We start from the raw sequence: 14,539 nt of genomic DNA on the forward strand, positions 1-14,539 counted from the left end.
TTTACTGTTTTGTTTGTTGCAGGGTTAATATGTCGCGGTAAAAACCGGGCTGTTTCAATAAATCGTGGTGATTGCCCTTTGCCACCATCCGTCCTTCTTCCAACACAATGTTAAAATCGGTTTTTTCTAACACGCTCATCCGATTGGAGATGACGATAATACTCTTAACGCTACGGTTACCTAAAATATGTTGGATTAAAAAACGTTCGGTATTGGTATCCACTGCTGAAAACACATCATCTAAAATCAGCAGTTCACCTGGTGTATAAAGTGCCCTTGCCAAACTGATACGTTGTTTTTGCCCACCGGATAGCATAATACCCTTCTCCCCTACCATTGTTTTACCGTGCCTTGGAAAACGTGATAACTCGTCGGCCATAGCACTTTTATAAATCACCTCTTCAAAACGATCGGCCCGGATACCTTTTTCTGTTGCAAAGCCAATGTTGTTTTCAATGGTGTCCGAGAAGAGAAAAACCTCCTGGCTCACTGTTTTTACAACCGTTCGAATATCCTCGGCTCTTAAGGTTGCGGCATCTTTTTCACCAAAAAACACCTGTCCTTTTTCCGGGCGTAAATAAGCATTTATACAATTAACCAGGGTAGTTTTACCTGCACCCACCTTGCCCGTTATGCCCACTACTTGTCCGGGTAGGATTGAAAAAGAAATATCTTTAAGTACAGGTCTGTCGCCATTATGGAAGGTGTAATTAAGCTTTTGTATATGTATGCCCTCTTCAAATAGTTTATTTTTTTCGGCAGCTGGCAATGGCACTCTTTCGTCATCCACCCCTTTTCTCTCCATGATAGTTTGTATGCTGCTAATGCCCACAAAACCTTGTTGAAAAACGGTAAGCACCCAGCCCAGTCCCATTACAGGATAACTTAAGAGGGCAGCATAGGCAATATATTCCGTTAGCTCGCCAATGGTAAATTGACCATTGATAACATACATACCTCCGGCAAAGAAGATGATGATTTTTAAAATTTGCCCCAGGTTAGAAAGTAAAGGCATAATAAACGACCGTATCCACGATATCTTAAGTGTAGCATCATAATACGAAAGGCTCTGTTTATGTACCTTCTCCTCGGCATGACCGTATATATTATAGCTTTTGATAACATTGTTACCTGTTAGAAATGAAATAATTTTTCCGGACAGATTTTGCAGTGTATTTATTTTACGACGTGTATTTTTCACCATCACGCGCATACCAATACGAACTACAATAAATATAAGCACCATAGGAACAACACAATACAAGGTGAGTGCCGGCGACATTTCCCACATTTTATAGGGCGTTATCGACAGGGAAAGTAGAATATTGCCGACTTGCAGAATGCCAAAACCGGTTATCATACGTACGCCGTTTATATCATTGTTTACACGCGAAATAATGGTACCTGTAGAGTTTTGATCGTAATACGCTTTTCCGAATGAAGCCAGTTTATTAAACATCTCGCCTTTAAGTTTTCGCTCAATCAGGCGAGCCGGAAAAAAAATCAATATTCTTGAAAAGGTGCGTACCAATATCAAGGTCGCGGCTAAGCCTACAATAATCAGTACGTTTTGCGTAAAATCCTCTTCATTTCCTGCCCGCCCACCGGCAATAAGATCCACAGTTTTTTGAATAAACCCGGGAATGGTAACCGATATCCAGACGGTTAAAACCAGAAAAAATATCCCACCGGTGTACCACCAGCGGTATTTATGCATGTATCTTAATAAAAATTTAAGTTTCGAAAACATTATTTATTTCATCTGTCAATAAGTTATTTTTGCATCCTCAGATCAACCCGTCACATTAGAAATCCTTTTCTCCTTAAACGAACAAGTTAGGTGATAAGGCACCCACATAGGCTGCCCCAACCCTTCGGAGACTCGTTTCCTATTCTATTTAAAGTTAATTGCTATTTTATTATTTCAGCAGGAAAATTATTTTATGTGCTTATCTATGTAAAGACTACACCTCATGCTTGTAAGGATAAATTTGGGTTTGATCCACCAGCCAGGCTGTCACCAATTTTGATATATCTTTATTGCAATCTTTATTGTAGCGCTGTAAATATTTTTCGGCCTGGGTAATGCCGCTGTCCGTTATCTGGCGAACCGGCGCCAAAAAGCGACTTTCATTTTCAATGCCGGTTTTTTCCGATCGCCTGTTCAACCCCGCCAGGGCTATTTGATAAATCTGTTTGGCTACCTCACCTATATGTATAGCGCCACTTTTAGCATTCAAGCCTTCTTTGGGTACGCGTAAACGCACTTCTTTTAAAGCCTCCAAATTCCATCCCGATATCAGATGATGTGCCTCCTCCAGGCTTTGTTTATCGTAAACTAAACCCACCCACAATGCAGACAGTGCAGCAATATGATGCACACAACTGGCATCAGCTCCACGCATTTCGATAAATTGTTTAAGGCGCACATCCGGAAAAACAGTAGATACATGCGTTTCCCAATCTTCCATTGTTGGTTGTAAAACATGTTTTCCTTTTAAAAACTGTCCGAAGGTTAATCCATTGGCAGATAGGTATTTATCATCGCGATAGATAAAATACATAGGAACATCCAAGAGGTAATCCACCCATCGCTCAAACCCAAAACCATCGTCGAAAATGAAGGGCAAAAACCCACAACGATCCGGATCGGTTCGGTCCCAAATATGTGCCCGCTGACTCAAAAAACCATTTGGTTTACCTGCTGCAAACGGCGAATTGGCAAAAATGGCGGTAACTACAGGCTGCAGCGCTTGTGCCACACGCATTTTTTTCACCATATCGGCCTCACTGGCATAATCCAGGTTAACCTGAATACAAGCTGTATTGGTCATCATTTGAAGGCCCAGATCTCCTTTGGTGGGCATATAGTTCTTCATCCATCCATAGCGTTCTTTCGGCATCCAGGGTACCTCCTCCAGTGCTGTTAAAGGATCCACACCTAAGGGCAGGGTAAATGTATCCAACTCGTTACAGATAAAATACAATTCTTCAAAATGTCTTCGGGTCTCTTGAAACGTTTCGTGCACACTTCTAAAATTCTCACCCGAAAGTTCAAATTGCCCCCCGGGTTCTAATGTAATGGAAGCACCGCTATTTTGCAGGGCAATAACTTTTCCCTTCTCCTCCACCGGCTGCCAACCATACCGTTGCATATGATTTAATATGGTATTTATGCCGTTCTTCTGATCATAAGATAATCTTTTAAAACTCTTACTATCATACAAAAATTTTTCGTGTTCGGTGCCGATACCCCAATTTTCGGGCGCTTTGTTTCCTTGCTCAAAATAATCGATCAATTGCGATTTATGCTGAATCTCCAATGGGTTTTCTTTTTTAGTCATCGTTTGGTATTTAATAGCAATTAAGTAAAATTACTTAGAATTCAAAATACTGTCCAGAACATATTTTTCCACATGCCTATTTTCCCCAAGGTACGGATAATTATGCATCGACAGCATAGCAGGAGCATTAAGTTCAACTACAATATAATTTTTGGCTGATGGTACCGCCTCCATATTTTTTATTATCAGGTCGATACCCGCTATTTTTAAGCCAGCCGATTGCGCTGCTTTCACCGCCACCTCTTTGTAAAATTCGGGCATATCATCGCTTACATCTATGCTATCGCCACCTGTGCTTAAATTAGAATTACTGCGCAAATATACTTTTTCTCCATTAGGTAATATACTTTCGGGCGTAAGCGACAATGCTTTTAAATGTCTGTGCACCTCTTCGTCTATATTTATTTTTAGCAAAGGATGCGTATAATCTACTCCTCGCCCTTTGTTTTTTTCATCTATGAGTTGATTTATACTTAACTTTCCATCCCCCACTACATTGGCCGGTTCGCGATAAGCGATGGCACGCACCTGATAATCAATCACAAGGAATCGGAACTCTCTTCCTCTAAAAAAATCTTCCACTATTACCTTGTCTGCAAATTTAAAAGCCCTATCCACGGCCGAAATTAAATCCTCACGCGTTTTTATATCCACGCTAACCGCTATTCCATGATCGGTATCCACTGGTTTTACTACAGCCGGAAAACGAACCTGTTGCAGCTGCTTAGCTGTATATCCTTGCTTTAATAATATGCCCTTTGCATAGCTAACGCCTTTACGTTGAAGAAATTGACGCGTCATCCACTTATCGTTCGATATCCAATATGCAATCAGGCTATTGGCATCGGAAATAGTTCCTTCATGAATAATATATTCCTTACCCTCAAAAACCACAGCAATAAGATTATTGTCGGCATCAATAACTTCAAGCGGCAGCTCGCGGCGTAAAATTTCTGCAATCAGCATTTGCGTGGTTACTTCAAAGTTTTCGTAACCTTTTAAAGGCGTAAATATATTTTTTTTATCTTTCATACTTTACATACTGCTTAATTGGTACAAGATTATTTAGGGCTTTTTATAATAACCCGTTTAGTAGCCTCAGAATAATTGAAACATACTGGCCTCCGAATAGTTTCCTGCTTTGGCAAAGTATTCTCCTAAACTTCCTATTGTAAATTTTAAAATTTTTGCCATAGGTAAGCAAATTACGAATATTGTACGATTAACAATACCGGTTTGGAAAAACAAAAAAGCCGGCATCTAATTTTTAGATACACAGCTTTGGAACTTTACAAGGCTTATAGTAAATTTAGTTTATCACAAGAGCGCTAACAGTAATACTTATTATTTACTTTAACAATTGCTATTACACTACCTTTTCTTATTTAGTTCGGCAATAAAATATTTGTATGGAAATATCAACAGACCAAAGCACTCACCATTTTCAGGGCTATGGTGCTGATGATGCATGGAGTGAGCCAAAATAATAGAGCGCACGTAGGTAGGTTTCCATCCTTTAAGCCATTTTATTCGGCGATGAAATACTATTTCGTGAAAAATAAAATAGGCCAGACCATAGAGGGTAATTCCTATGGCTATGCTTAAGAGCAGTGTGTTGGCATACAAGCTGCCCAAGATATAAAAAGTCATTGCAGGGACGGCAAAAATCACAAAAAACCAATCGTTTTTCTCAAAAAAGCCATTTTTTTTATGATGTTTCGGAAAATGATGGTCCTGGTGCAAATTCCACAAGAAACCGTGCATTACATATTTATGCGTAAACCATGCCACCCCCTCCATTAAAAAGAAAGTGATTACCCCAATTAAAATATAAATCCATATACTCATTTCGTTGATTTTTATAAATATCCTAATTTAAATAAAATAAAAGCTTTTGCCAATAGCAGTAGTTTATACGGGTTTGAAATCCGAACTCTTTTCTTTAGCAGTTCCCTAGGTTTTGTTTTGGCTATTTTATGGGTTAGTCCTAAATAATAAGTATAGGCAATATAAACACCAAGACGTGCATTCCCCGGAAGTTTTTTTATTCCTTTTAGCGCGGCATGGTAATCTCCATATATATCTTGCAGGATAACTTCTTTATTCTCCTCATTCAGTCTTTCCGTGGACAGCTGAGGAAAATAAACTCTGCCCAGTCCTTCCTTATCATCTTTTATATCGCGCAGGAAGTTCACTTTCTGAAAAGCCGAACCCAAGCGCTCTGCACTATCCTTAAGCGATTGATACAGCATTTCATCACCGTTTACGAATACTTTTAAACACATCAACCCAACCACATCGGCCGACCCATAAATATATTGTTTGAGCTCGGAGGCATTGTATCTGTTTTTATATAAATCGGCACGCATACTACGTAGAAAAGCCTGCACCAATTGGTCGCTTATACTATACTTTTGTACCGTGTGCTGAAAAGAGTTAAGGATAGGGTTTAAGCTGATACCTTGCTCTACGGCACTGTAATAATCGCGTTCAAAGTCGTCTAACAGTTTCGGCTTATTATAGGCATGAAAAGTATCCACTATTTCGTCGGCAAAACGTACAAAACCATAAATGCTGTATATGGCTTGCCGAATGGATGGATTCAAACAGCGCACACCTATACTAAAGGAGGTACTGTATGATTGGGTAACCAAACGGCTACAAGAATAACTTACTTTATCGAATTGTATTTTGGCCTGCTTATCCTTCACTTGTTCTACTTTATGGGTAATTTGTAAGGGAGGGGCATGTACACTACCACCGCTGGTTATAGATGGTTTTTTAATGCCTGTGGTTTTTTTTGTAGAAGTATTCATCGAATCAAATTTTAAAAGTAAAATCTAGGCTTCTTTCTCAAAGTATTCCGAAGCTAAGCGGGCTACTATCTTACCCGAGATAATGGTTGGCGGCACCCCGGGCCCCGGCACTGTAAGCTGACCTGTGTAAAACATATTGGGCAACTTTTTATTTTGCAGCTTAGGCTTTAAAAAAGCTGTTTGCCTTAATATGTTGGATAGGCCATAGGCATTTCCACCATAGGCGTTGTAGTCGTCAACAAAATCGTTTACACAGTACGATTTTTTAAGCACAATACTATCAATAATAGACTGACCCGTCATCTCTTCCAATCGACGGATAATTTCGTCAAAATATTTTTCCCTCAACTCGGGGGTATCCTCTATTCCTGTTGCAATGGGTATTAAAAAAATTCCTGATTCCTTACCTTCCGGCGCAGCTTCACTATCCGTTACGCTGGGAAAACTGGCATAAAAAAGTGGATTTTCGGGCCATTTTTTACTATCGTAAATGCTTTTGGCATGGGCTTCAAAAGGCGAGTCGAAAAATAAGCTGTGGTGCTGTACCTTGTCCAATTTTTTATCGAAGCCTATATAGAATATCAATGCAGATGGTGCAAAAACCCTTTTCTGCCAATATTTTTCTGAATAATTTCTATATCTGCTTTCCAACAAGGTTTCGGCATGATGATAATCGGCACCTGAAACAACAAGATCTGTCTCAAAATAATCATTGTTGGCATGTATCCCGCACACCTTACCATTGGCAACCTCAATCTTATCAACCGAATGACCGTAATAAAACCTTACGCCTTGTTGTAATGCTAATTTCTGGAAACCCTTAACAACACTATACATGCCACCTTCGGGATACCAGGTTCCCAATACCATATCAGCGTAATTCATAAAACAATAAAATGCCGGTGTATCCTCTGGCTTAGCACCTAAAAATAACACCGGAAATTCCAGTATTTGTGCCAATCGTTTACTTTTTGTACCGGCTCTCACCTTACCTTTGATGGATTGCAAAAATTGCCCTGCTCTTTTAATTGTTGCCGGACTCACCAGTTCAAGGGGGGATTTACCCGAACCATAAACAATCTTGTCCATAGCCGCATGGTAATTAAATGCAGCATCGTCCAAAAATTTTTGTAAAAACTCCGCGCTTCCCTTTTCTTCTTTTTCAAAAACCTCGTAAACCTTTTCCAAATCGGCTCGGATATCAACAAAGTCATCTTTACCGAAATATACACGATATGCCGGATCCAGGCGTGACAAGGAATAGTAATCCTCTACTTTTTTGCCGAAATCGGCAAAAAATTTTTCAAAAACATCCGGCATCCAATACCAGGTTGGACCCATGTCAAAGGAGAAGCCCGCTTGGCGGTATAGCCTGGCTCTTCCGCCAGGCATGTCGTGCTTCTCGAATAGGCTTACTTGATGACCTTGCTTAGCTAGATAATTGGCTGCTGAGAGTCCGGAAAATCCGGCTCCAATTACCGCCACTTTTTTTTGTTTGTTCATTAAGCTAGTATTTTTTACAGCAGATTCGTCTCTCCGTAATTTGATATACTGTTTTGAATCTTAAACAACAAACCTAAATTTTTGTTTAACTATTTAGAGAAAAAACTGCACAACATAAATTTGGCACAAAAAAAACCCATCCTTTAAAAAGAATGGGTCTTATCAATTTATACTGCGGTATCTTATCCTTAATTATTATTCATTCTCGTTATGCCATTCCTTGGCAGCCTGGTACATCGCAATAACATTTTCAATGGGTGTTTCCACTTTAATTTTATGGCTTGGCCCCAGAATAAACCTACCGCCTGGTGCCATTACATCAAATAATTCCTTAACACCGTCTTTTACTTGTTGAACACTTCCCTTACGGAGTAAACGTTCCTCATCCATGCCACCACAAAAGGTTATTAACTTGCCAAAATCTTTTTTAAGACCTTCGGGCGACATCCCATAAGCTCTTGTTTGCAGCGGGTCCAGTACTTCGGCACCTGCACTGATAAAGTGGGGTAATAACTTTCGGACTCCACCGCAACTGTGCATATAAAAATGTGCTCCTGTTTCTAATGGTTTACTGGTAAAAGCTTTTATCGATGGCAGGATATACTCTTCCCACTGATCTTCGCCAATGGTAAGCCCCGTTTGCGAACCAAAGTCATCGGCTACACGTACAAAGTCCACTCTGCCGGCCGCCACTTCAAAAAAATCATCGATGAAAGCAGTGTAAAACGCAATGACCTTATCGCATATGGTTCTGAAAAAAACGGGATGCGACATCATCACATCCAAAAAATGATCGCGACCCAATAAGCGTTGCACTATCCTGAACAAACCGGGTGAAGAATATCCCGGAGCTGTAATGATGGCATAATCCTTATAAAGCTCGAGCTGTTGGTTTAACGAATTAAAGTCGAATAAATCTTTCGTAGGCCATGGATAATCCTCCAATACAAGTGGATCTGTTATTCCTTGTAGGGGAAACTGGCTTGCCTCCCAATAGCCAAATTCCCCTTTTTTAATGCGGGAATACCCTACTCCCCAAATGTCCTTTTTACTCTTGTTACCTTCCTTTAATAATTGAGGTCCTACATATTTTGGTTCTACCCATCTAAAATCTACGTCTAAAAATTCCAATAATTCATCGCGTGTGGTAAAACCAAGGTAGGACATCATTTTCTCCCCAAACTCCAACACGTCCCAATAGTAAAATGGAACCCTGTCCGGAGCATCGTTGCTTAGAGCTTTCAACACTCGTTCTTTATGGTTCATAAATGATGTATTTAGGCTAAATTAATATTCGTGAATTTTCACAAAATAATCTTCCGAATTTATAAAGATTTTGAGAGAAAACAAATTAACACCGGGTGATTGTCTCATAATCAAATGTTAACAGAGTTTAAACAGGAAGGATAAATCTTCTCCGGGCGAATCGGAGCAGGCGCTCTAACTTGTACAGTTGAGCGGAGAACTTTTGCATAACTCTTTGGGCATCCCGACCGATACAAATGTTTTTAAGCCACGATATACAGCAAGTAAATTTAATTTATGCGTGAAATTACTCCGCCACGATTGCTCGTTGCCTTACCACCTCATAAACAAGGACACCTGTAGCAACAGATACATTTAATGAACCAATGCTTCCCACTACCGGTATTTTAGCGCCTGTATCACATATTTTTAGCATTTGAGCCGAAACACCTTTGTCCTCCGCTCCCAACACGATGGCCGTTGGTCCGGTGAAATCAATTTTTGTGTAATCATCATTGGCTTTTTCGGTGGCCGCCACAATTTTTAGTCCCGAGTTTTTTAGATATTCCAATGCTTTATACAGATTAGGCACACGCGAAACAGGGATATTGTACAATGCACCGGCAGATGTTTTTACCGCATCGGCATTTATGCGAGCACCTCCCTTTTCGGGTATCACTATGGCATGCACCCCGGCACACTCTGCAGAGCGTGCAATTGCGCCCATGTTGCGTATATCGGTAATGCCATCGAGCACCAGTATCAACGGATTTTTTCCATCCTCAAAAAGGCCGATAAGCGTATTTTCAAGATCCTGATAGCTAATAGCCGAAACAAAGGCAATAACCCCTTGGTGGTTTTTTCGGGTAGCCCTGTTTATTCGATCTATGGGAACCGCTTGCCAAGTTATCCCCGCTTCTTTCATGGTTTCCACCAGCTCTTCGTAAAGCTCGCCCTGCAAGCCTTTTTTAACCAGTACTTTTTCAATTTCTTTACCGGAACGAATGGCTTCGATAACTGATCTGATTCCAAATAAAAAATCACTTTTTTGTGCCATATTTTTTTTTATTAGATTGTTCGGCGTTATAAGGTTTGCGATTAATAATTAGCGATGAGAAGTTAGAGCTAAACTTTTAACTGTTTTCTTGTTCGTAAACGGACAGGATACAACTGATTCCTGTTAACTACTTCCTGTTAACTACTAACAGTGGACTGTTGCCTCAATCCATTTTCTTTTTTTCTTCCTCAGCTTGCTCCAGCTCCACATGATACTGTTCCCAATTTTTCATTTCCGTTTCGAGTGCTGTATTTGCTTTTTGATAGGTTTTGATAAAATCGGTATCTGCTGCCTTAACCGGATCTTGCATTTCAATATCCATTTTTGCTACTTCCTTTTCAAGTTTCGCTATTTTGTCCTCGCACTTTTTAACCCGCTGCTGTACCTTTTTTACCTGTTTACTTATTTCTTTTCGTTCTTCGTATGATAGTTTCGATGCTGTTTTTTTTCCCTGATCAGATAATTCCTGCGGAAGGGTTTTACCACTGGGCTTTTGCAACTCCATCTCGCGAAGCGATTCTAGCTTTTTGCGTGCCAAAAATTCGTATATGCCACCCAAATGCTCTTTCATTTTTTTATTTCGGAACTCATACACTTTATCCACCAAACCGTCCAAAAACTCCCGGTCGTGAGATACCACAACAACAGTTCCGTCAAAGTCCTTAACCGCCTGCTTCAACAGCTCTTTAGATCGGATATCGAGATGGTTAGTAGGTTCGTCCAGTATTAAAAAGTTAACCGGTTCTAACAGCAGTTTTACCATAGCTAAGCGGGTGCGTTCGCCACCGGACAGCACAGATACTTTTTTTTCCACCGTTTCGCCACTAAACATAAAGGCCCCAAGCAAATCACGCATTTTTAAACGGATATCGCCTACTGCCACATGATCGATAGTTTCGAGTACGCTAAGGCTCTCATCCAACAGGTCGGCCTGATTTTGTGCAAAATACCCGATTTTAACCTGGTGTCCCAGTTTCAGTTCCCCGGTATAGTCCACCTCTTCCATAATCATACGTGCCATGGTGGTTTTCCCTTCTCCATTACGTCCAATAAAAGCCACCTTTTCGCCTCTTTCTATGGTAAAATCGATTTGGTTTAACACCTGATGTTTCCCGTAACTTTTACTCACCTGATTTCCTTGCAAGGTGATAACACCTGAATGGGGTGCGGGAGGGAACTTAATACGTAAGGAAGCGTTATCCGAGGGATCTACCTCAATCCGATCAACTTTACTAAGCTGCTTAATACGCGACTGCACTTGCACGGCTTTTGTGGCCTGATACCTAAACCTTTCAATAAATTTTTCGGTATCTTCAATCATCTTTTGCTGATTACGGAAAGCCGCCATCTGCTGTTCTTTCCGCTCTTTTCGAAGCTCAACGTATTTGCTGTAGGATGCTTTATAATCATATATTTTGCCCATCTCTATTTCGATGGTACGTTTGGTAATATTATCGAGAAAAGCGCGGTCGTGCGAAACCAATACCACTGCCCCTCCATAGTTTTTCAGAAAATCCTCGAACCACTGTATCGATTCGATATCAAGATGATTGGTGGGTTCGTCCAACAAAAATAAGTCGGGTTTTTGCAACAATATCCTGGCCAGCTGAACACGCATCCGCCAGCCTCCTGAAAATTCGGAAGTAGGACGATTAAAGTCGTTACGCTCAAAGCCCAAACCTTTCAAGGTCACTTCAATGTCTGCTGCATAATTGGCACCCCCCAGCATACTTATTCTGTCATTTTTATCGCTCAACTGATGAATCAAGTCCAGGTAATGTTCGGATTCGTAATCTGTTCGCTCAGCTAATTCAATATTTAACTTTGCAATGTCGTCTTCCAGTTTTTTGAGTTGACCAAAGGCTTTTTCCACCTCATCCCAAACCGTGCCTGTGTCGTTGTGTTTCATGTGCTGTGGCAAATAGCCCACTTTAATATCTTTGGGGCAGGACAAGGTACCACTTGAAGGGGTTTGCACACCTGCTAATATTTTTAGCAAAGTTGATTTTCCCGCGCCGTTTTTACCTGCCAAGCCAATTTTATCTTTGGGATTTACCAAAAAAGTAACATCGCTGAACAAGGTAAAGCCTCCAAACTCCACCGACAATTGATTTACCGAAACCATTTAAAACTACTAAAATTAAAAAAACTAATTTAAAGGCATGCGTGATATCTCCAACGAGGGGCTAAACCGGATCACATAAAGTCCGTCGTTATAAAAGCCACCCCAATTGGCGTACCTCTGAAAGTGAAAATTAAACTGCACCTGACCAGGGTTGAGGTTATTTATGCAATACTCAAATTTTTTACCATACTTAACTCTGGCATCCAGGAAAAAGTAAGCCACGTCGAATCCCCAGATACCGTATCTGGAATACCTGGCGTTTTGACCCGACCGGATAAAATAAGGAGAAACCGCAAAAGGCTCGGTATGATACCAGGCCCTGTATTTCGACGAAAAACGGCTCACCCTGGTATTATTATGATCTAATACATACGGGGTAAGTATATGGGTATCTAAATCGTGTACTTCCTCGGCATTGATGGTTTGAAACCTAAGCCAATTTCCAAAACCAATGAGCTTTACCCTTACATCGCTGGATTCGGATACACCGTGCAGCGTGGTTATAATTTTGGATACATCGGCCTCACCCGGCGAAGGGATAACCACCACGTTTAACTTATCGCGGCTCAATAAAGCTTCCAGCCCCTGCACATTATGCTCAGAAAACGATATCTCCAGAAAATCGGGCACCCTGCCCAAAGGGAGATATTTGAGGTAGAGTTTGTTTTTTATTTCCGATGCCAGCTTATTTTCGTTGTCATTGGGTACGGCAGATTTAATTACCACAATACGATTACCCATTTGCTGTTTCACTATAAAATCGGAATAACGATGGTACAACAAGGTATCCTCAGCATTTACCTGAAACAGGTATGGATTGGTATTGAGGCAGTTATTAACATTTGATAAAGGATACACCATTTTGATTTGGTTTTTTAACGAAAAGTCAGATACCAAATTAAGATTGCTGGCATAAGCCGGACCGATAATCAAATCTACCGTCTTCAATTGGGGAAGCGCCAGGATTTGTTTTACGCGGTTTGTATCAGGTGCTGTATCGAAGGTGTGCAAGCGAATATTGACTCCTTGCTTCTTAAGGGAATCAACAGCAATAAGCACCCCCTGATAAAACTCTACAAAAGTCCGGGATCGAGGAGACAAAACAGGCTCGCTTCTTTCTGTCAATATTTCCTCCTCACCCTCCATGCTTTTAATTAAATTATGCTTGTAGGTGGCTTCCATATCAAAAGGTAGCAGCAATGCCACGCTTATTACCTGCCTGTCGGCATAATAATTATATCCTTTACAGGGGATACCCAAAGTATCTCTATCAATTATTTCGGGTATGCTATCGCTTATTTTTATATTTAAAAGTTGTTTCTGTTGTTTTACCCGCACCAAATATTCCGGGGTAGGCACTTTTATTTCCGATCTTCTTTTTATGTTGGTTAGTATTACATCCGGGTTGGCCTCCTGAATATCAGCTATCTCAACCCCATATTTTTTGGCTATTGAATAAATAGTTTCTTTGCGCTTAACCGTGTGTATGATTATATCGTTGCTGGATGGTATTTGTGCCAATTGTTTACTTTTCACAACATCCTTGGGTATCTTTACCACAAAACCGAGGGGTAAATGGGCCGGATCTAAGTCCGGATTGGCATTTTCCAGGTTGTTTTGCGAAACACGGTATTTTTTGCTCACCGAATAAATAGTTTCGCCACGCTGAATCCTATGGTAGAAAAACTCATCGTCTTCCAAAGGTATATCCACTTGGGGCACCTGTGGCATAATAACTTTATCCTGCTTTTTATGTATGGGAATCCGCACCTTTGACCCTACCGCCAAAATACCACTTTGCAAGGCTTTGTTGTATTTAAGTAAGCTATCTACTCTGGTTTGATATTGCTTTGCGATGCCGTAAAGGGTTTCTTTAGGATTTACCTGATGATAGATAAAATTAAAGTCTTTGTTCTCTTTTGCTGATACGGGCTGCTGAGCGGGTATTTTTAAAATAGCACCTACCAACAGCTCTTTATCCAAACCTGCATTGTATTTTTTTATTGAGTCTATTGGTATCTCGTATTTTTTTGAAAGATAATACAAGGTTTGACCTTTTTGTACAGTATGATAAATAAAATCATCGGACTCATTTATTTCTAAAATATTACTGTTTCTACCCTCGATAACCGGTATATACAAAATGTCACCTGGATTTAGTCCGAAGATAGAATTTGGGTTGGCCTCGTGAATTTCTTTTTGCGACACGCCATATCTTTTTGCGATACCATAAAAACCCTCTCCTTTTTTTACTTTGTACAAATAAAAAGTTTTGCCATCGACAATAACTTTATCGGCCATTTTTTTTTCCTGAATTACTTGTGCCTCAAGTACAGGCAAGGCCAAAAAACAGAAAGCAAAGGCCAAAAAATATATAAATGATTTCTTTATCATTAATTCTGTGGTTCTGAATAATAAATGCCTCCAAAAGTATAAAGATTCGCTTAAA

Annotated in this window: 10 protein-coding genes; all 10 read right to left on the reverse strand. The window is 40.3% G+C overall.

Annotated features, from left to right (window positions below; genetic code table 11):
- Position 1: 1 nt before the first annotated feature.
- The 10 genes from FN809_RS02970 to FN809_RS03015 all read right to left on the reverse strand — a co-directional run bounded on the left by FN809_RS02970 (position 2) and on the right by FN809_RS03015 (position 14,484).
- Positions 2-1,717: an ABC transporter ATP-binding protein gene (locus FN809_RS02970; protein ID WP_246095415.1), complete on the reverse strand. Its 1,716-nt coding sequence runs from the start codon at positions 1,715-1,717 to the stop codon at positions 2-4.
- Positions 1,718-1,964: 247 nt separating this feature from the next.
- Positions 1,965-3,344: a glutamate--cysteine ligase gene (locus tag FN809_RS02975; protein ID WP_185957413.1), complete on the reverse strand. Its 1,380-nt coding sequence runs from the start codon at positions 3,342-3,344 to the stop codon at positions 1,965-1,967.
- Between the two features lie 30 nt (positions 3,345-3,374).
- Complete coding sequence (locus FN809_RS02980) at positions 3,375-4,376, reverse strand: glutamate ligase (protein ID WP_142531970.1); 1,002 nt, start codon at positions 4,374-4,376, stop codon at positions 3,375-3,377.
- A gap of 339 nt (positions 4,377-4,715) precedes the next feature.
- Positions 4,716-5,192, reverse strand: a complete 477-nt coding sequence (locus FN809_RS02985; RefSeq protein WP_142531971.1) for a sterol desaturase family protein — start codon at positions 5,190-5,192, stop codon at positions 4,716-4,718.
- Between the two features lie 11 nt (positions 5,193-5,203).
- Positions 5,204-6,160, reverse strand: a complete 957-nt coding sequence (locus FN809_RS02990) for a phytoene/squalene synthase family protein (RefSeq protein WP_142531972.1) — start codon at positions 6,158-6,160, stop codon at positions 5,204-5,206.
- A gap of 24 nt (positions 6,161-6,184) precedes the next feature.
- Entirely contained in the window at positions 6,185-7,663 is a 1,479-nt protein-coding gene (locus FN809_RS02995; protein WP_142531973.1) for a phytoene desaturase family protein, read from the reverse strand.
- Positions 7,664-7,858: 195 nt separating this feature from the next.
- Positions 7,859-8,929, reverse strand: coding sequence for a uroporphyrinogen decarboxylase family protein (locus FN809_RS03000; protein WP_142531974.1), 1,071 nt, complete (start codon positions 8,927-8,929; stop codon positions 7,859-7,861).
- A 286-nt stretch (positions 8,930-9,215) separates the two neighbouring features.
- Positions 9,216-9,965 (reverse strand): 23S rRNA (guanosine(2251)-2'-O)-methyltransferase RlmB, encoded by a 750-nt coding sequence (gene rlmB / locus FN809_RS03005; protein WP_142531975.1) that lies wholly within the window; start codon positions 9,963-9,965, stop codon positions 9,216-9,218.
- Positions 9,966-10,128: 163 nt separating this feature from the next.
- Entirely contained in the window at positions 10,129-12,090 is a 1,962-nt protein-coding gene (locus FN809_RS03010; RefSeq protein ID WP_142531976.1) for an ABC-F family ATP-binding cassette domain-containing protein, read from the reverse strand.
- A 24-nt stretch (positions 12,091-12,114) separates the two neighbouring features.
- Positions 12,115-14,484: a LysM peptidoglycan-binding domain-containing protein gene (locus tag FN809_RS03015; protein ID WP_142531977.1), complete on the reverse strand. Its 2,370-nt coding sequence runs from the start codon at positions 14,482-14,484 to the stop codon at positions 12,115-12,117.
- Positions 14,485-14,539 lie beyond the last annotated feature (55 nt).

Origin of the sequence: Saccharicrinis carchari (assembly GCF_900182605.1) — a bacterium.
GTDB lineage: Bacteria > Bacteroidota > Bacteroidia > Bacteroidales > Marinilabiliaceae > Saccharicrinis > Saccharicrinis carchari.

What these genes read in the sequence shown, in the direction of transcription:
- FN809_RS03015 (WP_142531977.1), bottom strand. Translation starts at nt 14,484, where the DNA reads ATGATAAAGAAATCATTTATATATTTTTTGGCCTTTGCTTTCTGTTTT.
- FN809_RS03010 (WP_142531976.1), bottom strand. Translation starts at nt 12,090, where the DNA reads ATGGTTTCGGTAAATCAATTGTCGGTGGAGTTTGGAGGCTTTACCTTG.
- FN809_RS02990 (WP_142531972.1), bottom strand. Translation starts at nt 6,160, where the DNA reads ATGAATACTTCTACAAAAAAAACCACAGGCATTAAAAAACCATCTATA.
- rlmB (WP_142531975.1), bottom strand. Translation starts at nt 9,965, where the DNA reads ATGGCACAAAAAAGTGATTTTTTATTTGGAATCAGATCAGTTATCGAA.
- FN809_RS02980 (WP_142531970.1), bottom strand. Translation starts at nt 4,376, where the DNA reads ATGAAAGATAAAAAAAATATATTTACGCCTTTAAAAGGTTACGAAAAC.
- FN809_RS02970 (WP_246095415.1), bottom strand. Translation starts at nt 1,717, where the DNA reads ATGCATAAATACCGCTGGTGGTACACCGGTGGGATATTTTTTCTGGTT.
- FN809_RS03000 (WP_142531974.1), bottom strand. Translation starts at nt 8,929, where the DNA reads ATGAACCATAAAGAACGAGTGTTGAAAGCTCTAAGCAACGATGCTCCG.
- FN809_RS02985 (WP_142531971.1), bottom strand. Translation starts at nt 5,192, where the DNA reads ATGAGTATATGGATTTATATTTTAATTGGGGTAATCACTTTCTTTTTA.
- FN809_RS02975 (WP_185957413.1), bottom strand. Translation starts at nt 3,344, where the DNA reads ATGACTAAAAAAGAAAACCCATTGGAGATTCAGCATAAATCGCAATTG.
- FN809_RS02995 (WP_142531973.1), bottom strand. Translation starts at nt 7,663, where the DNA reads ATGAACAAACAAAAAAAAGTGGCGGTAATTGGAGCCGGATTTTCCGGA.